The 25,980-nt window shown below is 35.4% G+C and carries 24 protein-coding genes; 15 read left to right on the plus strand and 9 right to left on the minus strand.

Going from position 1 to position 25,980, the window contains the following annotated elements; translation table 11 throughout:
* Position 1: 1 nt before the first annotated feature.
* The 3 genes from AC06G9_RS07110 to AC06G9_RS07120 all read left to right on the plus strand — a co-directional run bounded on the left by AC06G9_RS07110 (position 2) and on the right by AC06G9_RS07120 (position 4,223).
* Positions 2-844, plus strand: coding sequence for an alpha/beta hydrolase (locus tag AC06G9_RS07110; protein ID WP_480957783.1), 843 nt, complete (start codon positions 2-4; stop codon positions 842-844).
* Between the two features lie 141 nt (positions 845-985).
* Positions 986-3,322 (plus strand): TonB-dependent receptor, encoded by a 2,337-nt coding sequence (locus AC06G9_RS07115; protein WP_346569076.1) that lies wholly within the window; start codon positions 986-988, stop codon positions 3,320-3,322.
* A 100-nt stretch (positions 3,323-3,422) separates the two neighbouring features.
* Positions 3,423-4,223 carry a DUF4249 domain-containing protein gene (locus tag AC06G9_RS07120; RefSeq protein ID WP_480957784.1) on the plus strand — a complete coding sequence of 267 codons (801 nt, stop codon included), beginning with the start codon at positions 3,423-3,425 and terminating at the stop codon, positions 4,221-4,223.
* Here the strand turns inward: AC06G9_RS07120 and AC06G9_RS07125 are convergent.
* Positions 4,218-4,826 (minus strand): polysaccharide deacetylase family protein, encoded by a 609-nt coding sequence (locus tag AC06G9_RS07125; protein ID WP_045753138.1) that lies wholly within the window; start codon positions 4,824-4,826, stop codon positions 4,218-4,220. The two genes, AC06G9_RS07120 and AC06G9_RS07125, sit on opposite strands and share 6 nt — an antisense overlap.
* Before the next feature lie 45 nt (positions 4,827-4,871).
* Between AC06G9_RS07125 and AC06G9_RS07130 the strand changes: the two genes are divergently transcribed.
* The 5 genes from AC06G9_RS07130 to AC06G9_RS07150 all read left to right on the plus strand — a co-directional run bounded on the left by AC06G9_RS07130 (position 4,872) and on the right by AC06G9_RS07150 (position 9,917).
* A complete protein-coding gene (locus tag AC06G9_RS07130; RefSeq protein WP_480957785.1) occupies positions 4,872-6,242 on the plus strand; it encodes a TolC family protein in 1,371 nt (456 codons plus the stop codon).
* A gap of 20 nt (positions 6,243-6,262) precedes the next feature.
* Entirely contained in the window at positions 6,263-7,564 is a 1,302-nt protein-coding gene (locus AC06G9_RS07135) for an efflux RND transporter periplasmic adaptor subunit (protein WP_045753136.1), read from the plus strand.
* Positions 7,565-7,653: 89 nt separating this feature from the next.
* The gene (locus AC06G9_RS07140) at positions 7,654-8,589 is read left to right on the plus strand and encodes a helix-hairpin-helix domain-containing protein (protein ID WP_480957786.1); all 936 of its coding nucleotides are present in this window, start codon (positions 7,654-7,656) and stop codon (positions 8,587-8,589) included.
* Positions 8,590-8,591: 2 nt separating this feature from the next.
* Positions 8,592-9,122 carry an adenine phosphoribosyltransferase gene (locus tag AC06G9_RS07145; RefSeq protein ID WP_293927893.1) on the plus strand — a complete coding sequence of 177 codons (531 nt, stop codon included), beginning with the start codon at positions 8,592-8,594 and terminating at the stop codon, positions 9,120-9,122.
* Positions 9,123-9,152: 30 nt separating this feature from the next.
* Complete coding sequence (locus AC06G9_RS07150) at positions 9,153-9,917, plus strand: TerC family protein (RefSeq protein ID WP_480957787.1); 765 nt, start codon at positions 9,153-9,155, stop codon at positions 9,915-9,917.
* Between the two features lie 63 nt (positions 9,918-9,980).
* On the opposite strand, the gene AC06G9_RS07155 is transcribed toward AC06G9_RS07150, so the two are convergent.
* A complete protein-coding gene (locus tag AC06G9_RS07155) occupies positions 9,981-11,393 on the minus strand; it encodes an alkaline phosphatase (RefSeq protein WP_248754257.1) in 1,413 nt (470 codons plus the stop codon).
* 296 nt (positions 11,394-11,689) lie between these two features.
* On the opposite strand from AC06G9_RS07155, the gene AC06G9_RS07160 reads away from it, so the two are divergent.
* A complete protein-coding gene (locus tag AC06G9_RS07160; RefSeq protein ID WP_480957788.1) occupies positions 11,690-13,228 on the plus strand; it encodes an OmpA family protein in 1,539 nt (512 codons plus the stop codon).
* Between the two features lie 84 nt (positions 13,229-13,312).
* A complete protein-coding gene (locus tag AC06G9_RS07165; RefSeq protein WP_248754253.1) occupies positions 13,313-13,618 on the plus strand; it encodes a hypothetical protein in 306 nt (101 codons plus the stop codon).
* Here the strand turns inward: AC06G9_RS07165 and AC06G9_RS07170 are convergent.
* Complete coding sequence (locus AC06G9_RS07170) at positions 13,615-14,148, minus strand: lipocalin family protein (RefSeq protein ID WP_293927818.1); 534 nt, start codon at positions 14,146-14,148, stop codon at positions 13,615-13,617. The genes AC06G9_RS07165 and AC06G9_RS07170 overlap by 4 nt on opposite strands.
* A gap of 132 nt (positions 14,149-14,280) precedes the next feature.
* Between AC06G9_RS07170 and AC06G9_RS07175 the strand changes: the two genes are divergently transcribed.
* The 3 genes from AC06G9_RS07175 to AC06G9_RS07185 all read left to right on the plus strand — a co-directional run bounded on the left by AC06G9_RS07175 (position 14,281) and on the right by AC06G9_RS07185 (position 17,532).
* Entirely contained in the window at positions 14,281-14,745 is a 465-nt protein-coding gene (locus tag AC06G9_RS07175; protein WP_045753127.1) for a DUF4268 domain-containing protein, read from the plus strand.
* Positions 14,746-14,812: 67 nt separating this feature from the next.
* A complete protein-coding gene (locus tag AC06G9_RS07180) occupies positions 14,813-15,607 on the plus strand; it encodes a S1/P1 nuclease (protein WP_045753126.1) in 795 nt (264 codons plus the stop codon).
* A gap of 143 nt (positions 15,608-15,750) precedes the next feature.
* Positions 15,751-17,532 (plus strand): ABC transporter ATP-binding protein, encoded by a 1,782-nt coding sequence (locus tag AC06G9_RS07185; protein WP_480957789.1) that lies wholly within the window; start codon positions 15,751-15,753, stop codon positions 17,530-17,532.
* On the opposite strand, the gene AC06G9_RS07190 is transcribed toward AC06G9_RS07185, so the two are convergent.
* Positions 17,529-18,452, minus strand: a complete 924-nt coding sequence (locus tag AC06G9_RS07190; protein WP_480957790.1) for a DMT family transporter — start codon at positions 18,450-18,452, stop codon at positions 17,529-17,531. The two genes, AC06G9_RS07185 and AC06G9_RS07190, sit on opposite strands and share 4 nt — an antisense overlap.
* 171 nt (positions 18,453-18,623) lie before the next feature.
* On the opposite strand from AC06G9_RS07190, the gene fabV reads away from it, so the two are divergent.
* Positions 18,624-19,820: an enoyl-ACP reductase FabV gene (gene fabV / locus AC06G9_RS07195; RefSeq protein ID WP_108157377.1), complete on the plus strand. Its 1,197-nt coding sequence runs from the start codon at positions 18,624-18,626 to the stop codon at positions 19,818-19,820.
* 46 nt (positions 19,821-19,866) lie between these two features.
* Here fabV and AC06G9_RS07200 read toward each other — a convergent pair whose 3' ends face one another.
* The 5 genes from AC06G9_RS07200 to AC06G9_RS07220 all read right to left on the minus strand — a co-directional run bounded on the left by AC06G9_RS07200 (position 19,867) and on the right by AC06G9_RS07220 (position 24,537).
* Positions 19,867-20,412, minus strand: coding sequence for a DUF1697 domain-containing protein (locus AC06G9_RS07200; RefSeq protein ID WP_248754247.1), 546 nt, complete (start codon positions 20,410-20,412; stop codon positions 19,867-19,869).
* 180 nt (positions 20,413-20,592) lie between these two features.
* Positions 20,593-22,119 carry a bifunctional phosphoribosylaminoimidazolecarboxamide formyltransferase/IMP cyclohydrolase gene (gene purH, locus AC06G9_RS07205; RefSeq protein WP_293927833.1) on the minus strand — a complete coding sequence of 509 codons (1,527 nt, stop codon included), beginning with the start codon at positions 22,117-22,119 and terminating at the stop codon, positions 20,593-20,595.
* Positions 22,120-22,226: 107 nt separating this feature from the next.
* Positions 22,227-22,862 (minus strand): uridine kinase family protein, encoded by a 636-nt coding sequence (locus AC06G9_RS07210; protein ID WP_248754245.1) that lies wholly within the window; start codon positions 22,860-22,862, stop codon positions 22,227-22,229.
* 34 nt (positions 22,863-22,896) lie between these two features.
* Positions 22,897-23,709 carry a LysM peptidoglycan-binding domain-containing protein gene (locus AC06G9_RS07215; protein ID WP_260950034.1) on the minus strand — a complete coding sequence of 271 codons (813 nt, stop codon included), beginning with the start codon at positions 23,707-23,709 and terminating at the stop codon, positions 22,897-22,899.
* Positions 23,710-23,787: 78 nt separating this feature from the next.
* Positions 23,788-24,537, minus strand: coding sequence for a hypothetical protein (locus AC06G9_RS07220; protein ID WP_045753118.1), 750 nt, complete (start codon positions 24,535-24,537; stop codon positions 23,788-23,790).
* 45 nt (positions 24,538-24,582) lie between these two features.
* On the opposite strand from AC06G9_RS07220, the gene AC06G9_RS07225 reads away from it, so the two are divergent.
* Positions 24,583-25,932 (plus strand): NfeD family protein, encoded by a 1,350-nt coding sequence (locus tag AC06G9_RS07225; protein ID WP_480957791.1) that lies wholly within the window; start codon positions 24,583-24,585, stop codon positions 25,930-25,932.
* The last annotated feature ends 48 nt before the right edge of the window (positions 25,933-25,980 follow it).

Here is a 25,980-nt window from a genome sequence, read left to right on the forward strand (position 1 = left end):
AATGAACAAAAGTATCAAGTATTGGCTGATCAGCCTTATTTTCGTCCTTATCTGCAGTGGTATCCAAGCTGCAACAGTCGATACGTTAAGTATCGAAAGTAAAAGTATGTCAAAAGGAATCAAAACAGTTATTGTGCTTCCTGATAAGTATGATAAAGCAGCACAATATCCAGTATTATATCTGCTACATGGTTATAGTGGCCGATATGATAACTGGGTCAATAATGCTCCAGAAATCAAGAAACTTGTCGACATCTATAATTATATTGTCGTATGTCCTGATGGAGGCTTTGACAGTTGGTATTGGGATATAGCAGGTGATAAAAACTACCAGTACGATACATTTGTGAGTCAAGAATTGGTCAATTATATAGATACACACTATGCAACAAAGAAAGATCGCTCGGCACGTGCGATAACTGGTTTAAGTATGGGAGGACATGGAGCGATGACCTTAGCTATCAACCATCAAGCGACATATGGTGCTGCAGGAAGTACCTCTGGAGGTTTAGATATTCGCCCTTTTCCTATGAATTGGAATATTAGAAATAGGATTGGCACATACTCCAGTCAACCGATGGAATGGGAAGCAAAATCAGTTATTAATTTGATCCATTTACTTGAACCAAATCGCTTAGAATTAATCATAGATTGCGGTAAAGAAGATTTCTTTTATAAAGTGAATCTGGCCATACACGATAAATTGGATTATCACAATATTGCTCATACATTTATGACACGTGCAGGAGCACATAACTGGGATTACTGGTCAAAATCAATCGTTTATCAAATGGCATTTTTCAATGAATTTTTTACTAAAAAAGTAGAGTTCAAAAAAAAATAAATAAATAATTGGCTATTTTGAATAAATGATATAAATTTGTAATACTGAAATCTTTATTAATTTATTATAAACTTAATGACATAAAGCCTTGCTAACCACAAGGCTTTTTTTATCTTTGGTAAAAATCACTAATTTCATATAATGTCACGATTACTAAGACCTATCCTTTTTATTTTTTTCTGTTTCTTCTTTAATTTTTCTTTCACTTTTGCACAAAGTAAATTTCAGTATTCGGGATATATTAAGAATGCTGCAAATGGAGAGACACTTATAGGTGCGGTCGTGCGAGATCTTAATTCCAGTCAGATCGCAAGAACCAATAATTATGGTTTTTATTCAATTCAGTTGCCGTCAGGTAGCCAGTCTATTGCTATATCTTATGTTGGTTTTGATGAACGTATATTCACTTTGGATATCGATCGTGATAGTGTATTAAACGTAGATATGACACCTGCTGGACGAAAGTTGGAAGAGGTTGTCGTATCTGGTCGAAGAAAGATTGGAAATGTTTCGGGTGTGCAGACCGGATTGGTAAAGTTGGAAATTAAAGATATTAAAAATATTCCTGTTGTTTTTGGTGAGCAAGATGTGTTAAAAACCATTCAACTATTACCAGGTGTTACCAGTGGAGGCGAAGGAAGTAGTTCTTTTTATGTCCGTGGTGGTGGTGGCGATCAAAATCTAATTTTATTGGATGAAGCAGCCGTGTATAATGCATCACACCTTTTTGGTTTTTTCTCTACATTTAATTCGGATGCAATCAAAGATGTTAATTTTTATAAAGGAGGTATGCCGGCCCATTTTGGGGGCAAGGTGTCTTCCGTTATGGATATTAATATGATTGATGGTAATAACAAAAAATTCGGTGTAGAAGGAGGTATTGGATTGATCGCTTCAAGGTTAAAAGTAGAAGGCCCTATAGTTAAAGATAAGGGATCTTTTATGATCAGTGGACGTAGAACATATGCTGACTTATTTTTAAAACTATCAAAGGATGAAGATATCAATAAAAGCAAATTATTTTTCTATGACCTCAACGCTAAGGTAAACTACCGTTTTGATAATAAGAACTCCGTGTTTTTATCTGGTTACTTTGGCAAAGATGCCATGGCTTATAGTGATTTATTTGATTTCAATTGGGGGAATGCCACTGGAACAGTACGGTGGAATCATGTTTGGAACAATAAGTTGTTTAGCAACACCACATTTATTTATAGCGACTTTAACTATAATGTGAATGTTGAAGACAATTCAAATTTTAAGATCACATCTAAAATTGAAAATTTAAACTTAAAGCAAGACTTTCAATACTATCCCAATAACGATCATCAGATTAGATTTGGATTACAAGCATCTGCTCAGACCATACGTCCTGCTAGTCTGTATGGAGGAGAGGGGTCTGCCGTTAATACCATTGAAATTGAACCCCGAAAAGGATTAGAGACCGCAGTTTACATATCTGATGAGTGGACGCTTTCAGATAGATTCAAAGCACTTTATGGCTTAAGAATAAACAATTACAGTATGTTGGGCCCGGGCACCATCTATAGTTTCGATGCAGATGGAAATCAAACGGCAAAAACCCTATATGATAAAAATGATGTAATTCAAAATTACCTTACTTTGGAACCTCGACTATCATTAAATTATATGTTTAATGAAAATCAAAGTATTAAAGCATCTTTAAATCGAAATTCTCAAAATTTGCACCAGTTAACCAATACAACATCAAGTCTTCCAACAGATCAATTTGTGCTGAGTTCCAATAATATAAAACCACAGCTGGCCAATCAAGTTTCATTGGGATATTTCCAAAACTTCGACAACGCCAAGTATGAAGCCTCGGTAGAAGCCTATTATAAAGATCTGAAAAATCAGATCGATTTTAAAAATGGCGCAGATTTACAAGCAAATGAGATGCTGGATGGAGAACTTCTATTTGGTAAAGGTAGAGCTTATGGTATAGAATGGTTTATGAAGAAAAACAAAGGGAAGTTAACCGGATGGTTGAGTTATACCTTATCAAAAAGTGAGCGTCAATTTGATCAGATTAATGGTGGAAAGTGGTTCAATGCACGACAAGATAAAACCCACAATGTAGCATTAGTTGCAATGTATAAGTTAACGGAGAAATGGACTTTAGGATCAACCTTTGTGTACTACACCGGTGATGCAGTTACATTTCCTTCTGGAAAGTATCAAGTCGATGGCAAAACATTATTTTATTATACGGATCGTAACAGTTACCGGATGCCCAACTATCATCGATTAGATATATCTGCAACCTACGATCCAGGTGCTAAGTTAAATAAACGATATTCGTCTTCTTGGTCATTTGGGCTTTACAATGCATATAATAGAAAAAATGCATATCTCATTGATTTCAGAGAAAATGAAGATAATCCAAATATTACAGAAGCTTATCGGATTGCACTTTTTGGAGTAATTCCTTCTGTAACCTGGAATTTTAAATTTTAATGATTCAACGATCATGGATCACTAGAACTCATGACAATGAGTGTAGTTAGCTATTCATGAATGTTAAATCCCTTTTTTAAAAAAAAATATTTTGATAAAAATGAAAGTTATTTTTAATTGTATCGCGTTATTCATAATTGTCTTTTTGAATTCCTGTGAAGATAAAATTGATCTGAAATTGGATTCTGTAGCGGATAAGTATGTAATCGTAGCAGATTTGCATAATGCCAATACCGCACAGATGATCGTGATTAACCGTGCTGTTGATTTTTCTAATAACTCAGCTAGTAATCCTGTGATAGGTGCCAATGTTGTCGTGAAAAATATAACAAGTGGTCGGTCGTATCAGTTTGTTGATCAGAGCAATGGTGAATACATAATGGACCGTATGACTTTGAGAGAAGGCAACATCTATGCCTTATCGGTTCAAATGCCAGACGGAAGCTTGTATGAATCAACCTGTACGATGCCAGCATACGTTGCTGTCGATTCTATCGGCCTAGTTCGTAAAAAAACATTCGATGAAGAATATATATATGCTTCGTTGAGCTTTTTAGATCCACCTGCAAAGGAAAATTATTATAAATATAAAATAAAATTGAATAATGAAGATTTCAAATTCAGTGATGTATTTAGTGATAAGTTTAATGATGGTCTTTTTGTTGAGCATGAAATTGCCAATGAAGATAATGACATAAAAGTAGGTGATGAGATTAAAATTTTGAGACAATGTATCGCTAAAGATGTTTACACTTATTGGTCAAATATTAAAGGTCAAAATCCAGGATCTGCTGCCCCTTCAAATCCAATTTCCAATATTTCAAATGGTGCATTAGGTTATTTCAGTGTAAGTAGTGCCCAATATTATGATTTGAAAGTGTTGCAAACCAAAAAATTATAACAATTCAAAATGATAATTTTTTGATAGTAAATAAGCTATCGTTTTTGGGAGCGCATATTCAACTCTTGGAATCGCCTTTATATTATCATGGAAAACGATGATAGAACCATTTTCAGTATGTTTAATAGCATTTTTATAACACTTTTCCGGAGATAGCGATAGATCAAAATCGCCAGTGAGTACATCCCACATGATGATTTGATAGTCAGGGTATAGTTTTGCTAACTGTGATTTTGTGGCTCGGCCGTAGGGTGGACGAAAGAGATTACTTTGAGTTAATTCTTGACATTTTTGAACATTTTCAAGATAATGATCATCTGTTGTTTGCCAACCTTTTAGATGATTATAAGTATGATTGCCGACTTGATGACCCTCAATCAAAATTCTTTCGAATAAATGTGGATTTTTTTTAATATTTTCACCTACGCAAAAAAATGTCGCTTTGATGTTATATTGTTTTAATGTATCTAAAACAAAAGGAGTTAATTCTGGAATAGGCCCATCATCAAATGTGAGGTAAATTTTGTTTTCTTTCCTTGATTTATTCCAAATTGATTTTGAATAAAATAATTTAAGAAAGAAGGGTGCTTTTACAAGATACATACTTTTATATTTTAGCAAAAATATTAAAACTATTAAGTTCTTACTATGGACGATAGAAAAAATTATAAAAAAATAGCTTTTATGACCATCATGTTATCCATGATGGGACTTACAAGTTTTGGACAAAGCCAAGTAACTGTTGAAGATGCGATTCGGATCACGTTGGAAAAAAATCTGCAAATTAAGCAAGCTTCTTTAAACAAGGATCTAGCGGCTCAAGATGTATTTCAGGCCAAGTCAAACTTGTATCCAGATTTGAGTTTAGGAGTCAGTCAACGGTTTAATAATGGTCTTGCGTTTGATCAAGTATCCGGAACACTGATCACGGGTAATAAATGGACGACATCGACTGGAGCAAGCTTAAGTTCTAATGTAACCGTATTTCAAGGTTTCCAAAAAATCAATCAGATCAAAGCCAATAAGTTGTTGCTGGAATCAGCTGCCACCCAAATCGAAAAGATTAAATATGATCTCATGTTATCCGTGTTGGTTAATTATTTGGAAGCAATCACTAACAATGAGATGATGATTGCAAGCGCTCAACAAATTCTATTATCCAGAGAGCAAGTAAAAACCGATTCCATTCAATTCCAAGTTGGTAATAAAACATTGGCAGATCTTTCGCAGTCTAAAAATCAAGTTGCAACAGATGAATTGAATCTTGTCAATGCTAAAAATGCGTACGAATCGTCATTACTTGCGCTAAAGCAGTTGATGGAATTGCCACCACAAACAGACCTCCAATTGGTCAAGCCTAAAGTGGAAGCCATCAATCATGTACTAGGCCAGTACGCAGCCATAGACGTCTTTGAAAAAGCTAAAAGCTTCAATCCAGAAGTTAAGAAAGCGCAGATAGACAAACAGGTTGCTTTAAAGCAAATTGATATTGCAAAAGGGGGCTATTATCCTACTCTTTCTGTAGGTGTTAGTTATGGTACGAATTATTCATCGGAAGGAAGAAATCTTTTTACAGGAAGCTATCTTCCATTTGGTGATCAATTAAATCAAAATAAATCATTTGGTTCTGGCATTACGTTGTCTGTTCCAATTTTTGATAATAATAGAAATAGAGTAAATGTTTCAAAGGCAAGGATTAATCTACAATTGGCAGAAACCAATGTTCAACTTTTGGAAACAACTTTGAATAAAACAGTTAATCAAGCTGTTTTGGATCTTTCTGCTGCAGCCCAGCGATACCAATCAAGTATGTCCGCATTCAATAGTGCTACAGATGCTTTTCAGGTCATCAAAGAGCGTTATGATATTGGGATGGCCAATGGTATTGAATTATTTACTGCGCAGACAAACAGAAATAAAGCTGAGTTTGATTTGATTCAAGCCAAATATAATATGATCTTTAAAGATAAAATAATTGATTATTATGTTGGAAATCCTATTAAATTCGATGTCAATTAACCTTATAATGAAAATCTGAAATGGCTAAAAAGAAAAGTAAATTACCAAAAATCATACTCATCAGTGCAGTCGTTATCCTCGTATTGGTTTTGGTGGGGAGCAAATTGGGATGGTTCGGAAAAGGGGATGTGGTCAAGGTTGCAGTAGACGTAGCCAAAGAGATGAATATCAATGAACTGGTGTCGGCAAGTGGAAAAATACAACCTGAATTTGAAGTCAAATTAAGTTCTGAGGTATCAGGAGAGGTTGTAGAGTTGAACATCAAAGAAGGCGATATTGTTAAGAAAGGTCAAGTGTTATGTCGTATCAAACCAGATATTTTGCAGTCTGGATATGAGCGATCGATTGCGACCCTAAATTCACAAAAGGCAAATCTAGCTGCTGCTCAACAACAGTTGAAACAGCAACAAGCTAATTTTAGGAATGTGGAAGCTACTTATAAACGAAATTTGGAATTGTTTAATAAAAGAGTAATTTCTGCTGCAGAGATGGATAAAAGTTCATCCGAATATTATTCCGCTTTGGCAGCTATCGAAGCGCAAAAACAAAATGTACTTTCCACTAAATTTGGCATTGATCAATCACAGGCAACTGTAAAAGAGGCAAAGGATAATTTGGATCGTACCACGATCTATTCACCGAGTGATGGTGTTGTATCGTTATTGTCAATCGAATTGGGAGAGCGTGTGGTGGGGACAGCACAGATGGCTGGAACCGAAATCATGCGTATCGCTAATATGGACGCCATGGAAGTGAATGTAGATGTTAATGAAAATGATATCAACCGTGTACGTGTAGGAAATGAAGCCGAAATTGAAGTAGATGCATATCAAGATCGTAAATTTAAAGGTATCGTCACTGAAATCGCTTCTTCATCTAAAAATATTGCAACTGTTAGCGCAGGTTCTTCAACAGAACAGGTTACCAATTTTAACGTAAAAGTGAGAATCCAGTTAAGTTCTTATGAAGATCTGTTAAAAGAAAATCATGTATCTCCTTTTAAACCAGGTTTATCTGCTACGGTACAAATCTTCACAAAGCAACAAAAGGGGCTAGCAATTCCAATCCAATCCGTAACGATAAGAAATGGTAGTGGAGCAGATAGTCTAAGTACCGATAGCCTCAAAGAGTATGTGTTTGTATTCAATAATGGTTTGGCAAAACAGACTGTTGTCAAAACAGGGATTCAAGATGATAAAAATATCATTATTTTATCGGGACTTAAAAAAGGTGACGAAGTTGTTTCTAGACCATTTGATGCAATATCAAAAACATTGAAGAATGACAGCAAAGTCGAAAAAGTAGATAAAAACAGCTTGTAGATATTCGTTTATTTAGTATTTGTTTGATTTTCAATTGTTTTGTTTTATCTTATTTAAAAAATATGTATTTTAAACGAAACTAAGTCCAAGTGTTACAGCATTTTTTTAAATATTTTAATTTATCAAGAACTGAACAGAATGGTTTCTTTATACTTTGTATATTGATCTTATTGCTGTTCAGTTTTCCATATATTGTCAATTTTTTAAATAAAACTGACTTCGATCACTATAATATTCAATCATTTACAGCTACTCAAAAAGCTGTAAATGCTGATCACGATTATCAAAACACATACTCTTCAAAGACAGAGAATACATCCTCTATAGATGTAAATAGAGAAAAAAGCTTGTTCCATTTTGATCCCAATAGCTTAGATGAGGAGGGATGGATGAAATTGGGTTTTACGAAAAAGCAGGTAAAGGTCATTTTCAATTTCAGAGCTAAAGGAGGTAAATTTTATAATAAGAAAGATCTTGCCAAGATCTATTCCATTTCTCCAGCTGAATTTAAACGAATAGAAAATTTTATTGTGATCTCCCCAACATCTATGCAAAAACAAACTCAGGATAAGTTAGAAAATCGTACTATGCTAAGCAATACTGCGTTGGGTAAGAAATATTTACCCGCTATAATCGATGTGAATAGAGCTGATACGACCGCTTTCATTACATTGAAAGGAATCGGGTCTATATTTGCAAAGCGAATCGTAAAATACCGCGAATCGCTAGGTGGTTTTGTATCTGTAGACCAAATTAAAGAAGTGTACGGATTATCGCCTGAGACATTGGAAGAAATACTTCCAAATCTGGAAATCAACTCGGATATTGCTATTTCCAAACTTGATATCAATCAAATGGACGAGAAGTCTTTGGCTAAACACCCTTACATTAGTCCGAAACAAGCGAGAGCAATTGTCAATTACCGTAATCAGCATGGTGGTTTTCAAAATTTAGGTGATTTAAGAAAAGTGATTCTATTAGATGATGATTTTTTGCGTAAACTTGCTCCATATTTAACATTTTAATGATGCTTGAAGAAAAATTAAAACATATCATTCGTGATATATATGATTTTCCAAAACCTGGAATCGTTTTTAAAGATATCACACCATTATTGCAAGATGCGCAGCTATGTACAGAGATGGTAGACGTATTTGTAGATAAACTCAAAGATTGTCAACTAGATGCTGTAGCGGGTATCGAAAGCAGAGGCTTTTTATTTGGATTGATGTTGGCCAATCGTTTACAGGTACCTTTTATTCCTATTCGTAAACAGGGTAAATTACCTTTTCATACGATTTCAGAATCCTATGCTCTTGAATATGGACAGGCTACTATCGAAATGCATGAAGACGCTTTTCCCAAAGGAAGTAAAGTGTTGATTCATGATGATTTATTGGCTACAGGAGGTACAGTTGTGGCTGCGAGTAAATTGATCGAAAAATTAGGTGGTGAAGTTGCTGGGTACTGTTTTGTTATAAGTTTAGATTTTTTAAATAGTCAGGGAAGATTAACCAGATTTAGTCCCCATATTTTTTCGTTAGCACATTATAAATAATTTAATTTATAAAAACCCCCAATATATTTTATGGAATGGATCTCGGACCCACAAATTTGGATTTCACTGCTTACATTGACTGTACTAGAAGTGGTACTTGGTATCGATAATATTGTTTTTATATCGATTCTCAGTGGTAAACTTCCTGCCGAGCAGCAGAAGAAAGCGCGTCAGTTAGGCTTGATATTAGCATTGGTAACGCGCGTATTATTGTTATTCTCTATCAAATGGATTATGTCATTGACAGAACCATTCATCAATCTAGCGACCACGTTTGGTATTGATAATCACGATTGGTCCCGTTATTTGGAATTATCAGGAAGAGATTTGATTTTATTTATTGGAGGCCTATTTTTAATTTATAAAAGTACAACGGAAATACATCATAAAATGGATGGTCCACACGATGAGCAAAAAGTCAGTAAAAAAAGCGCAACTTTTATGAGTACGATCTTACAGATATTAGTTTTAGATATTGTTTTTTCACTAGATTCAGTGATTACAGCTGTTGGTATGGTAGATCAGATCGGAGTGATGGTTGCTGCCGTTATTATTGCTGTATTGATCATGTTGCTATCTGCAGAACAAATCAGCAAGTTTGTCAATGATTATCCATCGGTCAAGATGTTGGCGCTATCGTTCCTTCTTCTAATCGGAGTATCACTGACAGCAGAAGCATTTGATCAGCATATTCCTAAAGGATATATTTATTTTGCGATGGCTTTTTCTGTTCTAGTAGAATTCTTAAATATAAAAAGTGAGAAAAAACATTTGCAAAAGCAAAGCGATAAGTAAGTAAATAATTAAGCAAAACGGGATATCACATGTGATATCCCGTTTTGCTTAATTTAAAGATTATTATAAGCTCAAGTCTGCAGCTTGTGCTATTTTTTTAGGAATATCGATATTTTCCATCTTATGTGTAAACAGTTCTGATCCAGCTCCTATAGCATAAATAGGAACATAACCTGCAGAGTGATTACCAGATCCCCAAGAAATATTAGCAACTTCATTTAAAGTTTTAACAGCTATCGAAACCAGCTTGTCGTCATTCGCATAGAGGCTTTTTTCAGTTGCATTAACATGTTTGATAAAACTATTTTCATAAGCATCAAAGATTGCTTTCTCTTGATTTGCATTGACTTTAACTTGAGTCCATAATCCCAGATGATCTGACAATACAGTTTTGATTTGTTCCCAAGTAGCATTCGGTTGATTTATTCGTAATTTAGAAATTATCTTAGAGAGTTCTCCTTGTGAAACTTTTTGATTAGCAAGAGCTTTAAAGTTTAGATTACTACTTCCCGTACCCAATGTCATGCCACCAGTTTCATGGTCAGCAGTAATGATGATAAGTGTTTCTTCTGGGTATTTTAAGTAGAAATCATAAGCTACCTGAACGGCATTATTGAAATCGATCACCTCGTGCAGTGTGGTAGCAGCGTCATTGCTATGGCTTGACCAATCAATCTTGCCACCCTCGACCATCAAGAAAAAGCCTTTGTCATTATTTTTAGTAAGCGATTCAATTGCTACTTCCGTTATATCTTTAAGATTTAGATCACCATCTTTTTGGTCAATCGCAAATTTTAAAGATTCTGGATCAGTATCTTTATTATTCATCAAGATCATCTTGTTCGCTTTTGTTTTTAAACGATTATAATCTGATTTTCCGAATGCTAATGTATATCCCGATTTCTCAAATAGGTTAAAGATAGGAGTAACAGATTCTTTAGCAGCATTGGTATTATGCTTTAAAAATCCAGATCCAGCAAAAAAGTCAAAATTTGATTTTGTGATATCTGTTGCAATTTCATAATACTTGTTTCTGTTGGTTTGGTGTGCATAAAATGAAGCGGGAGTAGCATGATCAATACTTACACTTGTTGTAATGCCTACTTTTAGTCCTTTCTCTTTAGCCGCATATGCGATGCTTTTTAGTGGTTTCGTTTGTGTAGAATCCATTCCAATCACACCATTTTTTGTTTTAGAGCCGACCGCAAGGGCTGTACCACCTGCTGCGGAATCTGTAATACCATTAGAAAGAGAATATGTAGATGCAAAAGTAGCGATCGGGAATTGTGAAAAAATTAGTGGTTTCACACCGATCCGATTTTCAAGATCTGCCAGATATACTTCTGTTGAATTTACCTGATTCAATCCCATACCGTCGCCGATCATGTAGAATATATATTTCGGTTTATTTTGAGCAAATAAAATGGATAGTGATGCTAAGTAGAAAAATGCGGTTGCGAATGTACGTTTAATCATGTCTAAAGTTAAAATGAATGTTGGTTATTAAAATGAATATGTTGTGTTCATTAGGTGGCGAATATAACAAACCTATATTTGCTTAATATTAAATTTAGATTATGGGTCGAAACGAACATTATTGCTAGAATCAAGTTCGTTATATTAATCAACTAAAATTCATTTAAGCTACCACATTAAAATGCACTGGCAAAACAATTCTTGCAAGATAATTGTTACAATAGGGTGAAATTGTATAATATCACTTGATATAGCAATATCACTTACTATAAAAGATAAACTAAAATTTGAACATTATGGAAATGAATCTTTTAAATTCTGCTAAAGAATTTTTTAACGATGATATCTTGTCTAAGCTCGGTAATTCCGTAGGAGAAGATAAAGAAAATGTAAGGACTGCAATGGATGCAATTGTGCCTACTGTTTTTATTGGTTTACAAAAGGAATCAGGGATAGGTTTAAGTTCTGTTGTTGAAAAAGCAAAACAATATTATGGAGATTTTAATTTTAGTGACTTCTTAAAGACAAATTCAGAAACAGGTCGCATCAACGGGTTGGTAGATGCAGAGCCTTTGGAGCCACATCATAATGACCTGCTAAGTTCTATTTTTGGAGATAAACTGAATACGATTATTTCGTCGATAGCAAGTTTTGTTGGTAGCAACGGATCGACTGTTGAAAAATTATTGAATCTATCCCTACCTGCTGTATTTTCAAGTTTGACACAAAATGGAACCAATTGGAGCGTAAGTTCCATTGGCAGATTGTTGGATGAAAATAAACATCATTTTACAGCAGCTTTACCATCAGGTCTAGGTCTTGCGGTATTTGGAACTTCCTTTGCTCATGATGATCAGATAATATCATCGACAACTGACCGAGTAGCGGATGAAAGTTCAATACCTGATAACCCTGTATCTGATAAACCAGTAGAAGCTATCCTCGTATCAGTTCCTCTTGATAAAAAGGACGAACCAACGATTAGTCATCCAACCGACGTCACAGATGAGGCCGTTGCCAAGGATGAAGAATTGGCTGTGGTGACTCCCCAAGTTGTTCCTCCTGCGGAAGCAACCCATGATGACCCGTTAACTGTTGTACCACCTGTAGTGCCTCCAATTGATCATGTGCCTATTATACCGCCTCGTCCAGCTGGGCCAACTGTTGATCCTTTGCATACCGAAACCCCACCATCAGGTGGTGGTGGAATCTGGAAGATCTTGATACCAATTGTTATCATTGCGGTTCTATGGTTCCTATTTGGAAAAGGTTGCAAAGGAGATAAGGATCAAGTTGCAGCCACTGATAGTGTTGAAAGAACGGTTGTAGATACGGGTACCACTTTTGTTGCAGTTGTTCCTGTAGTAAGAGAAAGTTTAGAAGTTATTTTACCTGATGGGGTTAAATTAAAAGCTTATAAGGGCGGAATTGAAGATCAACTGGTTCAGTTTCTAAAAACGGATTATAAATCTATGAGCGAAGATCAATTAAAAGATAAATGGTTTAATTTTGATAATTTGAATTTTGAAACAGGCACGGCTAAAGTATTGCCAGAAAGTCAAGTGCAATTAGAAAATTTAGCAGCCATTTTGAAAGCATTTCCAGAGGCGACCATTAAAATTGGAGGATATACAGATAAAACTGGAAATGAAGATTTTAATAAAAAATTATCTACCGACCGTGCTCAAGTAGTTCAAGTATATTTGGTAGGCAAAGGACCGAGTAGTCAAGTGATTGGAGCAGAAGGGTATGGCTCTGAGTTTGCAAAAGCCGCGGCTGATGCACCTGAATCTGAGCGCATATTGGATCGTATTGTTGCCGTAAGTGTACGATAAATTTCAATTTTCGAATTAAAAAAAGGAGGCGAAGCATATTCGCCTCCTTTTTTTAATTCATAATAAAATTGCATTTTTGTGAGTATGGAACAAAAGTTAAAAGAAATTTTAAAATCTGACTTTGAAAAATACATGCGTTTTGCAGTACAATCAACTACTGGATTTGGATTTGATGTTTTTGGTGAATATGCCGTATCTGTCTTAAATTTTTATGTTGGAAGTGCAATTTTAAACTATCAAAACAAACTTGAAGGTTCTTTATATTTGCTTGAATTATATAATATAGGTGTTGGCGGGGTGATCACAAAAGAAGATAGAGAAGAGCTGGCTCAAGTTTTTGCACAAGATCCAACTCTTGATTATAGTGTTTTAAAACCAATTTTTGGTTAATCTTGTTGAGTCCAAACCAAGTTCTCAATAGCAAAACCAGATTTTCGAGCATACTCCAGATAAGCTAATTTCACTTCATCTGGTATATTTTTTTCTCGCGACAGTATCCACATATAGTCCAAATTATCACCAAAAACCAGTGCATATTGATAATTATGATCAAGTTTTACGACATGATAACCACTATAAAAAGGACCAAAAAAAGATACTTTTAAAGCCCCTTTTTTTGGCGAATCCTTAAATTTCGCTTTACCAATGGACTGTTTCCATTTATTTTTGTGATCAAGAAAGCCTTGGTTATTGACAGCAATACTTCCATCATCGTTCTTGTTATAAGTCGCAGTTACCTGAGATAAACCTTTTTCCCATTTAAAATCTAATCGTGCGATTTCATACCATTTACCTAAGTAACGATCGATATCAAAAGGCTCGACAACTTTCACCTTCGATTTGACAGGCTTCAATGCATTGTAAGCTAATGTTACTGCGGCAGTAGTGGCAAGTAAGAGTAGTGATTTTTTCTTATCCATCGTTTTATGATTTATTCTAAAATTATGAAGTGTTTCGAATATGATATGCAATAAAAACGCCAAAGTGGATCTGAATGTTTGGTGCTTTATGAAAATAAAAGTAGTAATTTCGTTATTTCAAAATTTAACGCGGTGTATTCAAGAGAAGAAGTAAAACAATTAAAGGAAACTTTTTGGACCCGATTTGGGCAGTATATGGCATTACACACTTCTGCAGATGGTGAGAAGATCAATTGGGTAAACTATAGGACGGGAATTAAACATCTTCGCTTCAAAATGGAAGCAGATAAACGTGTAGCTTTAATTGCCATCGAGTGGACCCATCAAGATATATCTATGCGAACGTTATTGTGGGAGCAATTTGAAGAGTACCGTACTATGTTGACCGGCATACTGGGAGAGGAGTGGATTTGGGATTTAGAAGTAATGGATGAGCAGGGCAAATTGGTGAGCATGATTTACACGACTATGGAGGGAAAGAGTATTTTTAAACAAGAAGATTGGCCAGATCTTATCTCTTTCTTCAAGCCGCGATTAATGGCATTGGATGAATTCTGGTGCGATGCACAGTACGGATTTGAAATTTTTAAAAGTTAAATTGTTACGCGAATAGGGTTTTATTTGAGGATGTAATTTTTACCTTTGCGCTAAAATTGTATTGTTTATGAAAAATATACTAAAAAGTCTGATTGTACTCGCCATGACTTTGCAGATTTCTTCCGTATTCGCTTGGGGGTCTACTGGACATCGCGTGGTTGCCGAGGTTGCAGAACGTCATTTGACAAAAAAAGCAAAGAAAAATATTCAAAAAATAATTGGCAATCAAAAACTGGCTTATTGGGCAAATTGGGGTGATTTTATTAAGTCGGATCCACACGATGAATTTAAAAAATTAGGAAATTCACACTTTATAAATACTAATCCACATTTACCGTGGGCGGATTTTCAATTGGCAATGGAAAATTCAAGCGATGAAAATTTATATAAATCTGTATTGAGATTAGAGCAGTCATTTGCAGATAAAGATTTGCCACTGGAGAAAAAGAAACAAAATTTATACATGTTGATTCATTTAATTGGTGACGCACATCAACCAATGCACGTCAGTAGAGCTGAGGATCAGGGTGGTAATAAAATTGAAGTCAGCTGGTTTGGTAAAAAATCCAATATCCACCGCGTTTGGGATTCTGATTTAATCGATGGTGAAAAATACAGCTATACCGAGTATGCAACGGTATTGGATATCTTAAATAAAAATGAAGTGAAACAATTGCAAGGAGGGACGTTGGCCAGTTGGTTATATGAATCAAATCAACTATCGGATAAAATATATGCTGATGTTGAGCTTAATGCAAATTTGTCTTACAACTATATTTATAATAACATTTATACGGTAGAAAACTGCATGTTAAAAGGTGGTTTACGCTTAGCAAAAGTATTGAATAATGTTTTTGGCTAATCATTAGTATTTAAGAATACCTAAAAAGGGAAATGAAATGATTCATTTCCCTTTTTTTATATCTTTTTTTGGTTTCGGTATTATTGTTGTTATCAGTTAAATACAACGAATTTCATGTCGTTTCCATTTTTTTTCCTTCATATATGACGATATCACTACTGTTTAAAAAAATAACACCTTTTGCCAAACCTTATAAAAATCTTATTTTTTATACTTTAATTTTGACCTTAATTGGCTCTTTTGCTGCACAGATCAATGCCTTTATTTTGAAGTATACGGTTGATTCGATTAGTGATTTGATGGTGGCAAAAGAACCTTTATCTAAGGGAATGCATTTGATAGGAGTTATTTCGGGAGTACTTTTGGTCAAAGAGATTGTCTATTCTTTTATCCAATTTGGTCAAAAGTTTTATGGTGAGAAACTACGTATATTTATTGCCCGTGATTTTTCACAGCGCATTGTCGAAAAAATCTTGACATATAAGATGGCCTTTTACACGTCAGAAGAAAATGAAAGTGGCAAATTGCAAACACGGATCGACTCGGGTATCAGCTCACTGACGCGATTAGTCCAAAATTTCTTTATCGATATCTTGCCACTGTTTGCCAATGCGATTGTAGCCCTAGTCTGTATGTTTATGGCAAACCTATATGTGGGACTAGTAGGCTTGGCAGTCATCCCCATTTATTTTTATATCAGTCAGACACAAGCTGGAAAATTAAGTGGATTTAGACGTCAAATGCGGAAGTATAGAGAATCGAAAAATAATAGGATCATCAATTTGATTGACTCCATATTGGTCATTAAATCTTTTGTTCGCGAGCCTGAAGAGGCCGATCGCCATGAAAAGATCCAGTATGAGATGACCGAAAATCAGATGCAAACAAGGAAAACGAGTTTCATTTTTGATAGCTTAAAGAACTTTATTGAACAAATAGCGGTCGTTGCCATCATTGTGTTAACCGCTTTTTTGGTCTTGGACAACCAGATTACCATCGGTGCAATCATGTTTCATATTATGCTATTTTCCAATGTCTCTGCACCAATCCGCCAATTGCATCGCATCTATGATGAGGTCAACGATGCTTTGATCTATTCAGAATCTTTTTTCGAAATACTGGAATCTGACGACCTGATCGAAGGGAGTGGAACTTTCAGACCTGATCAAATTAAAGGTCACATAGTGATTGAAGATGTATCATTTGAGTACCCCAATGGCACTCATGCACTCCGAGATATCTCCTTTGAAATAAAACCCAATCAGATCACAGCACTAGTTGGACTGAGCGGCGCCGGAAAAAGCACAGTGATCAATCTGCTCGACAAATTTTATGAACCTACAGCAGGGAGGATACTATTGGATAGCGTGGATCTTAAAAACTATGATACCAATTTTTTGCGAAAAAATATTGGTATGGTATTGCAGCGCAACCATATTTTTAAAGGATCGATTTTCGAAAATATCGAATATGGAAAAATAGGGAGTACAAGAGGAGAAATCATACAGGCGGCCAAGGACGCTTATATCCATGAACAGATTATGGAATTACCACAAGGATATGACTCCGGTGCTCATCTCTTATCTGGCGGTCAACAACAACGTATTGCCATTGCCCGACTATTTTTAAAAAATCCGCCAATTATTTTCTTGGATGAGCCAACGGCTAATTTAGATGCAATCGCTACTGAGCAAATAAAAAATAGCTTAGATGCAATCAAGAAAGACCGTACGGTTATTATTGTCTCGCATAGTATCTCCCAGATTATTGATTCCAATGAAATTGTGGTTATGGAAAAAGGTCGGGTAGTAGAAAAAGGTATCCACGAAGATCTTTACGATCAACGAGGCACTTATTACAAAATATTTTCGGCTATGGCCAATAGCCTCAATTTAGATAAAATAAGTAAGACCCTCAATCATTAATTGTTTTTACTATGCAGATACATACCTACTACCACTAAGAAAATACCCAAAGTAGCTAGGTTGTTAGGGAAAGGACTGCTTAAAATCATGATTTCACCAACTAGTGTAAAGATCACTTCCAAGGCTTGGGTAGCCTCTACAGCAGCAAGTCCTTTATGATCATGTTGTACCAGTTCTGTCCCTTTAAAGAAGAGCAATGTGGCGATAACGCCCGAAAATACAGCCACGAGCAGAGTTTGGAAGAGCTTGTCTTGATCTGGAAGTCCATGTTCTTGATAGCCATATACCATCAGGATGATCCAGAAAGGCATGCTCGCAAGGGTCATGCCCAGAGTACGTTGATAAGTATCCAAACGCCCTTTTGTGATGCCCATCATTTTTCGGTTACCGAGTGGATAGGCAATCGCAGCGATTAAAACAGGGATAGCACCTCCTAATAGGGTTGGCCAAGAAGTAGATTTTGCTTCAGAAATTTGCATGATTATTATACCCAAGAAAATAATGCAAGAAAAAAATAAAGTAGCTTTTGAAAAGGGCTGTCGCTGACCTCTTTTTTCGATTAGAGGACCAATAAACATACCTGCAATGATGGTAAACTCAAATGTACCTGCAACTAACCACGAAGGCCCATAACTGGCACCAAATGTCAATAGAGCATAAAAGAGTCCAAATCCAATTGTACTCCAAAGCACCCATTGTCCTAGATTAGTTTTCATCTCTAACAGTAATTGCTTAAAATTTCCCCGTATCATAACGATGAGTAATAATAGAGGCAGCATCCATACAAAGCGTAAGGCTGCTGACCACTGCCATCCACCCCCAGAAACAGCCATGATACGGTTAAGTACAAATGTGCTTGCAAAAAATAAGGAGGCTAATATACCGAGTGAAAGTGCTTTTGATTTATTTGTAAGGAGCATATTTTGTAAGCATGAAGATTAATCTCTTCTAAAGTAATTAATGGATATGAGAATAACAAGAGGCATTGAATCCAATATCTTGAAAAGATATTCTTGATTTATGCATCAATTGTTACTAAAATTTGTTTATTTTGCATCCTTAATAAAACATGAGTAAGAAAATTAATCATTATGATTATACAACCAAGAACTAGAGGTTTTATTTGTTTAACCTCGCATCCAGAAGGAACTGCGCAAAACATTAAAAACCAGATTGAATACGTAAAATCCAAAGGCGAAATTGCCAATGGCCCTAAGAAAGTATTGGTCATTGGTGCATCTACGGGATTTGGTATTGCATCTCGTATTTCGGCAGCATTTGGTTCTGGAGCAGCAACGATTGGCGTATTTTTTGAAAAACCAGCAGCAGAAGGTAAACCTGGTACAGCTGGTTGGTACAATACCGCTGCTTTTGAAAAAGAAGCACAAGAAGCTGGTCTTTATGCAAAAAGTATCAATGGCGATGCTTTTTCAGATGAAATCAAAAAACAAACGATCGAACTAATTAAACAAGACTTAGGTCAAGTAGATTTAGTCATTTACAGTTTAGCTTCTCCACGAAGAACACATCCCAAAACAGGCGTTGCATATGCATCTGTTTTGAAACCAATCGATGTTCCTTTTACAAATAAAACAGTAGATTTTCATACTGGTGTAGTTTCTGATATCACAATCAATCCGATTGATAATGAAGAAGATATTTCAAATACAGTAGCAGTGATGGGTGGTGAAGATTGGAAATTCTGGATGGAAGATTTAAAAGAAGCTGGAGTTTTAGCAGACGGTGCTAAGACTGTTGCTTATTCTTATATCGGCCCTGAGCTTACATTCCCAATTTATCGTAATGGTACAATTGGTCGTGCTAAAGATGATTTAGAAGGTACTGTCCCAGCGATCAATGCATTATTGAAAGACATTAACGGTATCTCTTATGTATCTGTTAATAAAGCTTTAGTGACACAGTCGAGTTCAGCAATTCCTGTTGTTCCTTTATATATTTCATTGTTATATAAAGTGATGAAAGAAAAAGGTATTCACGAAGGAACAATCGAGCAGATGCAACGTTTATTTGCCGAACGTCTTTATACGGCTGATGGTCAAGTTCAATTGGACGAAAAAGGCCGCATCCGTGTTGACGATTTAGAAATGAGAGCAGATGTACAAGCTGAGGTAGCTGCACTTTGGGAACAAGCATGTACAGAAAATTTATCTGAAATTTCAGACATACAAGGTTACCGTGACGAATTCTTTAACCTATTCGGTTTTAATTTTGATGGTATCGATTATAATGCTGATACCAATGAACTGGTGAATATTCCAAGTATCTAAAAATTATTATGATAATAATAAAGGCGACCATCGGTCGCCTTTATTATTAAAGAACTGTTTGTGATGCCATTTTAAGTAGTTCATGGAGTGTTCTCCAATTTCTTGTCGTAGCAGATACTTTTAGTTTTGATTCGATTAGGTTGTTCGTTAATTTGGTCTTCCCGTACCCATATGGGCAGTATAGATAAACCGCTCTATCAACCAAAAAGATTTCTTCATCAAGTTGTTTCTTTTCCCTTAGACTAGTCATATCATTTGATTTTGGTTTTTCAGCTAGTAAGGTTACATGAAAAAAAGCCACATCTTTATCGATCTGGGCAGTGAGCGGATTTTGGTCGATAATCTGTTCTAATTGATCTGCGTGAACAACTATACACGGAATATCATAACCGAAATCCTGTAAGATCATATTTCTGATTATATTTTCCAAAGTAGTTTCATCTGTGATATCAGAGTGAAATATCACATTTCCACTTTGGATATAGGTAGAGATTTGTTTAAAACCTAATGATTCAAAAGCATGTCGCAAAGCCTCCATTTTGATGAGATTTCGGCCACTTACATTGATCCCTCTTAAAATTGCAATGTACATACGCTAGATGTTTAAACTATTTTTATGAAAATGAACAACCTGAAATTATAATGATATCAAAGATAAGCATTAACCTCTTTCTAATTATTGGAAATTGCAGTGATGTGAATTGATCTATCAAAAAAGGCTCATAATAAAAATTTATGAGCCTTTTTTTTAAAAATTGTTTATTATGGATGATTAGTGTTTGAAATGGCGCACACCTGTGGTGACCATCGCTAACCCTTTTTCATTGCACATATCAATAGATAACTGATCTTTGATCGATCCTCCTGGTTGAAGCACTGCTGCGATACCCGCCTCAGCTGCAATTTCAACACAGTCAGGGAAAGGGAAGAAAGCATCAGAAGCCATTGAACAACCTTTCAAGTCAAACCCAAAAGCATTTGCTTTTTCAATAGCTTGTTTCAAAGAGTCTACTCTTGATGTCTGGCCTACACCAGAAGTAATTAATGTGCCATTTTTAGCAAATACAATTGTATTTGATTTCGTATGTTTTACAATTTTGTTTGCGAAAAATAAGTCTTCTAATTGAGCTGCTGTTGGTACTACACGAGTAACTGCAGTCATTTCCTCAGGTCCTTCAACCGTATTGTCCTTATCCTGTTGGATAACCCCGTTCAACAATGTTTTGAATTGTTGTGTAGGTAATTCCACTTCTTTGCGTACTAAAATAATGCGGTTTTTCTTTGCTGTAAGAATTGCAATTGCTTCTTCAGAGTAAGCAGGAGCGATGAGCACTTCAAAAAACAAATTATTGATTTCAGTAGCAGTTTCAGCATCGACCTCACCATTTGTAATCAGTACACCACCAAATGCAGAAACTGGATCACACGCTAAAGCATCAACCCATGCTTGTTTGATTGTTGGACGTGAAGCTACTCCACATGCATTTGTATGTTTTAAAATTGCAAATGTTGGTTCTGTAAATTCATCAATAATTGCTACTGCTGCATCAACATCTACTAAATTGTTATACGATAATTCTTTCCCGTTCAATTTGGTGAACATAGCCTCTAAATCACCATAGAAAACACCTTTTTGATGAGGGTTTTCGCCGTAACGCAATACTTGAGCTTTTTGTTCAGATTGTTTGAAGACATCAAGTGTATTTTCTTTATTGAAGTAATTGAAAATAGCAGTGTCGTAGTGAGAAGAAGTATTGAAAGCCAGCTTAGCAAATTCTTTACGTTGTTCCAAAGTTGTTGTTCCTTCTTGATTGGCTAGCATTTCTTCTAATGCCGTATAGTCATTTTTTGAAGATAAAATAACGACATCATTAAAGTTTTTGGCTGCAGCACGGATCAATGAAATACCTCCGATATCAATTTTTTCGATGATATCTTCCTCTGAAGCTCCAGAAGCGACTGTTTCTTCAAATGGATATAAATCAACAATGACTAAATCAATTTCTGGAATTTCGTATTGTGCTAATTGCTGTTGATCACTTTCCAAAGGTCTTCTTGCTAATATACCACCAAATACTTTTGGGTGTAATGTTTTAACACGACCTCCTAAAATAGAAGGATAGCTCGTTAAGTCTTCTACAGGAACTACATCAATACCTAGATCTTTGATGAAAGCTTCTGTGCCACCTGTAGAATAGAAGGTAACACCGTATTTGTTTAATAATTGAATTAATGGTGCTAAGTTGTCTTTATAATATACAGACACTAAAGCATTTTTAATCTTTACAGAATGGCTCATTAGTATAATTTGTTTGCTGGCGCAAAGATAGCTAAATAATAAGTATACACAAACCCTTTAGTACAGATTGAAAACAAAAAAGACTGCATCGTGCAGTCTTTTAATCGTTATTTATATATTTTATCTTTAAGTTCCTGACAGATATCATCCGTGATCTTCCAAATTGGTGCTGGATCATCCGTATTATTGATAATGACCTGATCACAGGTATTTTTGTAAGGCAATAAATATTCATTATAAGATGGTAACACGTGATTGACCCACTTATATAGCACATCATCTTCAAAATAGCCGCGTTCGATCAGATCACGACGCAACCTGCGTTCCAAAGCGATTTCTTGATTTGCATCTAAAAATATACGATGATCAATCAACTGATTTACCTCTGTATAGTGATAGATAAACAGACCTTCAATGATTAGAATCGGTGCTGGTTTTATTTCCAACATCTTAGGCTTTATTGCCGGATTGTTGAACGTATATTCTTCTTTATAAATTGTTTTGCCTTCAAAAAGATCACTAATATCTTTGTAAAAAGCATCGCGATCGATTGAAGTTGGAAGATCAAAATTGTACAATTTATTTTCCTCCTGAGTTTTTGTATTAGCAGGAATGTAATAGTCATCTTGTGAGATGAGCGTTACTTCTTCAGGACTAAAGTGTTTTAAAAAACAGTTTAGAAAAAATGTTTTACCAGAACCGCTGCTACCTGCGATTCCTATGACATATGGTTTTTTATTCATTTAATATATAATATTCGAAAAGAATCGATGCATACTAGTCCTCTAAGGGAACTCCGTAAGTAATTTCGACTTGAAAGCGTTTATCTAATGCGCCAATATAGGCTGCTGCAGATTTTGATAAAACAACTATTGCATTGTGCGTATCTGCATTTTCATTAAATTTCCCAACAACTTTTGCATAAGTGACACTTCTGGTCATGGGGTTCGTGATTTTTAAGACGGTACCGATAGCCGCTGTTTTATGAAGAGCCAAATTGCTGGTGCCGCTTTCGTTCAGTCCATCAATCCAAACACCGATCCCACGTTCTGTTTTTTCACGAATACCATATTTATTGGCTGTAATAGTCGGTTCTTCTACAGTGGTGGTATCTGGAGTAATTAAAATGGTATCTGGCTTTTGTGGAATAATAAAAGTACCATTACTTGGGATTTTTAAAATCTGGCCGCCACTGATATTATTAGAACGCAAATTATTCGCTCTTTTGATTTCTTCAACTGTTACATCAAATTTACGGGAGATCGCATAAAGTGTTTCTTGGTCACCGACTTTATAATCGATGAGTTCTTTTTGAGTTCCTTTATTGTTATTCTTCGGATTACTTGGTGTTACATAAAACATTCTTCCGGTAGGGATTTTAACAATCTGTCCGACAGCCAATGTTTTATTTCCATTTAACTCTGTTAATTTGCCAACACTTGTTTTATACCGCTTACTCAATTGATAATAGTTGTCGCCCTTTTCAATTTTGAAAAGAACATATTCCTGACCATCGATTTTTTCGACTCCTACTGAATCAGGTACAGCAGTTGTAGAAAATGTGCCCGCTGTCACTTTGTTATGATTCATAGCTAACATTGTTAATGATAAGAATGCTAGTGTTTTATATGTGGTAGATTTTGATAGAATATTCATCATGTTTTACAATTATACTAAATACGATACAAATTCCTGTTTATTGTGTGTTAAAAGAAAAATCTGACACCCAATCTGAAAATAAATTTGCACCAATTTTAAATCTAGATCCCGAATAATTACTGCTTCATCTAGAATCTGTTTTTGATCGGAGATCAGTAATCTGACTATATATTTATCCTGCTGCTTTTCATGAAAACACCATAAAAAATGATCATGGCATTTACTGATCCAAAGATCTTCATTATGATAATGCTGCAAAAATCCAGGTTTTTCAGCATTAAATTCCAATGGAAAGACTATATCATTTTCAAAAGGTTTAATTTCTGTTGGTATGCTGGTCAACACTTCCTGATCTTTAAGTGAAAAGTAGAGCTCAAACCCAGACGTGATATGCTGGGGCCTCATTTGGATATAGCCATTCAGTATACCTAAATATTGATACTGATGAAACAAAGAGGTCGTAGTAGGATTGGTATAATCGATCATCCATAGTCCTGGCGATACCGGGCTATTTTCCGATACTTTTTTCAAAATGACTTTTTTACCTTGTATAGCGGTCAATGTCCATTCCTTTTCAGGCAAGATATAATGATCCAAATGCACCAGTCCATCAAAATCCATAACACTAATATATGGTAAGGTATTTTGGGGATCACGGCACTCTATTGCGATTAATTTACTCTTTTCATCTATTTCTATTTTCCAGATCGGAAATCTGAATGTTTGAGAAAATGCGTTAGAAATAGTATATTTAGACATAGCAAATGTATTAATCGCTCGTTTATTTTTTTAATAATCTTATTTATGGAAAGCAAAATTAGTAAATCATTTTTAATAACAGTCTTTTTAAGCTTGGTATTATTCTCCTCAAGTTTTGCTCAAAAGGTATATGTATTTGAATTAAAGGATGATATAGGGCCAAGTTCTTGGCGTACTGTTAAGCAAGTTTATGACAGTGCACAGAGTAATAAGGTAGATTATGTATTAATGGAATTGAATACCTATGGTGGTGCCTTAAATTTTGCAGATTCGATAAGGAGTAAATTACTCGATTCTAAAATCAAAACGATTGTTTATATTAATAATAATGCGGCATCCGCGGGAGCTTTGATTTCCCTAGCTAGTGATTATATTTATATTCATCCGGGCGGCAGTATTGGAGCAGCAAGCGTGGTCAATGCCAAAGGGGAGGTGCTTCCTGAGAAATACCAATCCTATATGCGGAGTTTGATGCGCGCAACTGCTGAAGTTAAAAAGCGTGATCCACAATTAGCTGAATCATTTGTTGATCCCAATGTCTCTTTACCTCATATCAAAAAAGATGGTCAGTTACTTACATTGACCAGTAGTGAAGCTGTGAAATTTGGATTAGCAAAAGCAGAAGTTGCCAACCGGGAGATGATCTATAAGGATCTGAATTTAAATCAAGTGCAAGAGACCGTATATCGCAAAGGAACAATCGACCATATCATCAGTTTTTTAATTAATCCAGCTGTGAGTGGAGTTTTGATTTTGTTGATCATAGGGGGTATCTATGCTGAAATGCAGGCGCCAGGATTAGGATTTGCCATTGCAGTCGCCATTGTAGCCGCGCTGTTGTTTTTTGCTCCGCTTTACATACAAGGTTTAGCCGCCAATTGGGAAATAGCAATTTTTGTCGTTGGTCTTGTGCTTCTCTTTTTAGAAGTTTTTATAATACCTGGTTTTGGAATTGCCGGGATTTTAGGAATAATTTTCGTTATTTGCGGTCTGACGTTTAGTCTCGTTGCCAATGATTTTTTAGATTTTAAACTCGCTTATCCAGGTATGTTATTCAATTCATTTTTATTAGTTATAGGAGCCATGATACTATCTGTCGTATTGATGGTTATATTTGGAAAGAGTTTGTTAAAAGCTCCTATTTTTAGACGTCTTGTGCTGAAAGAAGAACAAAAATCAGAAGAAGGGTACACTTCTTCCATATTAAAATCCAACCTCTTAAATAAGGTGGGGATAGCAAAAACAGTATTACGTCCTTCAGGTAAGATCGAGATTGAGGGGGTGTGGTATGATGCTGTCGCATTAGATGGTTTTATTGAAGAAGGAGAAGAGATCTATGTGGATAAACATGAAAACTATAACTTATTCGTAAGAAGAAAAGTAGAGCAAGTTTAAGTGTTTCCATTATAATAAAAAATGCCCCAAAAAGTGTCTAGCTTTTTG

The organism is Sphingobacterium sp. MAE (assembly GCF_056711605.1).

Coding starts and splice junctions, on each gene's coding strand:
- AC06G9_RS07110 (WP_480957783.1), top strand. CDS start 2: ATGAACAAAAGTATCAAGTATTGGCTGATCAGCCTTATTTTCGTCCTT.
- AC06G9_RS07115 (WP_346569076.1), top strand. CDS start 986: ATGTCACGATTACTAAGACCTATCCTTTTTATTTTTTTCTGTTTCTTC.
- AC06G9_RS07120 (WP_480957784.1), top strand. CDS start 3,423: ATGAAAGTTATTTTTAATTGTATCGCGTTATTCATAATTGTCTTTTTG.
- AC06G9_RS07125 (WP_045753138.1), bottom strand. CDS start 4,826: ATGTATCTTGTAAAAGCACCCTTCTTTCTTAAATTATTTTATTCAAAA.
- AC06G9_RS07130 (WP_480957785.1), top strand. CDS start 4,872: ATGGACGATAGAAAAAATTATAAAAAAATAGCTTTTATGACCATCATG.
- AC06G9_RS07135 (WP_045753136.1), top strand. CDS start 6,263: ATGGCTAAAAAGAAAAGTAAATTACCAAAAATCATACTCATCAGTGCA.
- AC06G9_RS07145 (WP_293927893.1), top strand. CDS start 8,592: ATGCTTGAAGAAAAATTAAAACATATCATTCGTGATATATATGATTTT.
- AC06G9_RS07150 (WP_480957787.1), top strand. CDS start 9,153: ATGGAATGGATCTCGGACCCACAAATTTGGATTTCACTGCTTACATTG.
- AC06G9_RS07155 (WP_248754257.1), bottom strand. CDS start 11,393: ATGATTAAACGTACATTCGCAACCGCATTTTTCTACTTAGCATCACTA.
- AC06G9_RS07160 (WP_480957788.1), top strand. CDS start 11,690: ATGGAAATGAATCTTTTAAATTCTGCTAAAGAATTTTTTAACGATGAT.
- AC06G9_RS07165 (WP_248754253.1), top strand. CDS start 13,313: ATGGAACAAAAGTTAAAAGAAATTTTAAAATCTGACTTTGAAAAATAC.
- AC06G9_RS07170 (WP_293927818.1), bottom strand. CDS start 14,148: ATGGATAAGAAAAAATCACTACTCTTACTTGCCACTACTGCCGCAGTA.
- AC06G9_RS07180 (WP_045753126.1), top strand. CDS start 14,813: ATGAAAAATATACTAAAAAGTCTGATTGTACTCGCCATGACTTTGCAG.
- AC06G9_RS07185 (WP_480957789.1), top strand. CDS start 15,751: ATGACGATATCACTACTGTTTAAAAAAATAACACCTTTTGCCAAACCT.
- AC06G9_RS07190 (WP_480957790.1), bottom strand. CDS start 18,452: ATGCTCCTTACAAATAAATCAAAAGCACTTTCACTCGGTATATTAGCC.
- fabV (WP_108157377.1), top strand. CDS start 18,624: ATGATTATACAACCAAGAACTAGAGGTTTTATTTGTTTAACCTCGCAT.
- AC06G9_RS07200 (WP_248754247.1), bottom strand. CDS start 20,412: ATGTACATTGCAATTTTAAGAGGGATCAATGTAAGTGGCCGAAATCTC.
- purH (WP_293927833.1), bottom strand. CDS start 22,119: ATGAGCCATTCTGTAAAGATTAAAAATGCTTTAGTGTCTGTATATTAT.
- AC06G9_RS07210 (WP_248754245.1), bottom strand. CDS start 22,862: ATGAATAAAAAACCATATGTCATAGGAATCGCAGGTAGCAGCGGTTCT.
- AC06G9_RS07215 (WP_260950034.1), bottom strand. CDS start 23,709: ATGAATCATAACAAAGTGACAGCGGGCACATTTTCTACAACTGCTGTA.
- AC06G9_RS07220 (WP_045753118.1), bottom strand. CDS start 24,537: ATGTCTAAATATACTATTTCTAACGCATTTTCTCAAACATTCAGATTT.
- AC06G9_RS07225 (WP_480957791.1), top strand. CDS start 24,583: ATGGAAAGCAAAATTAGTAAATCATTTTTAATAACAGTCTTTTTAAGC.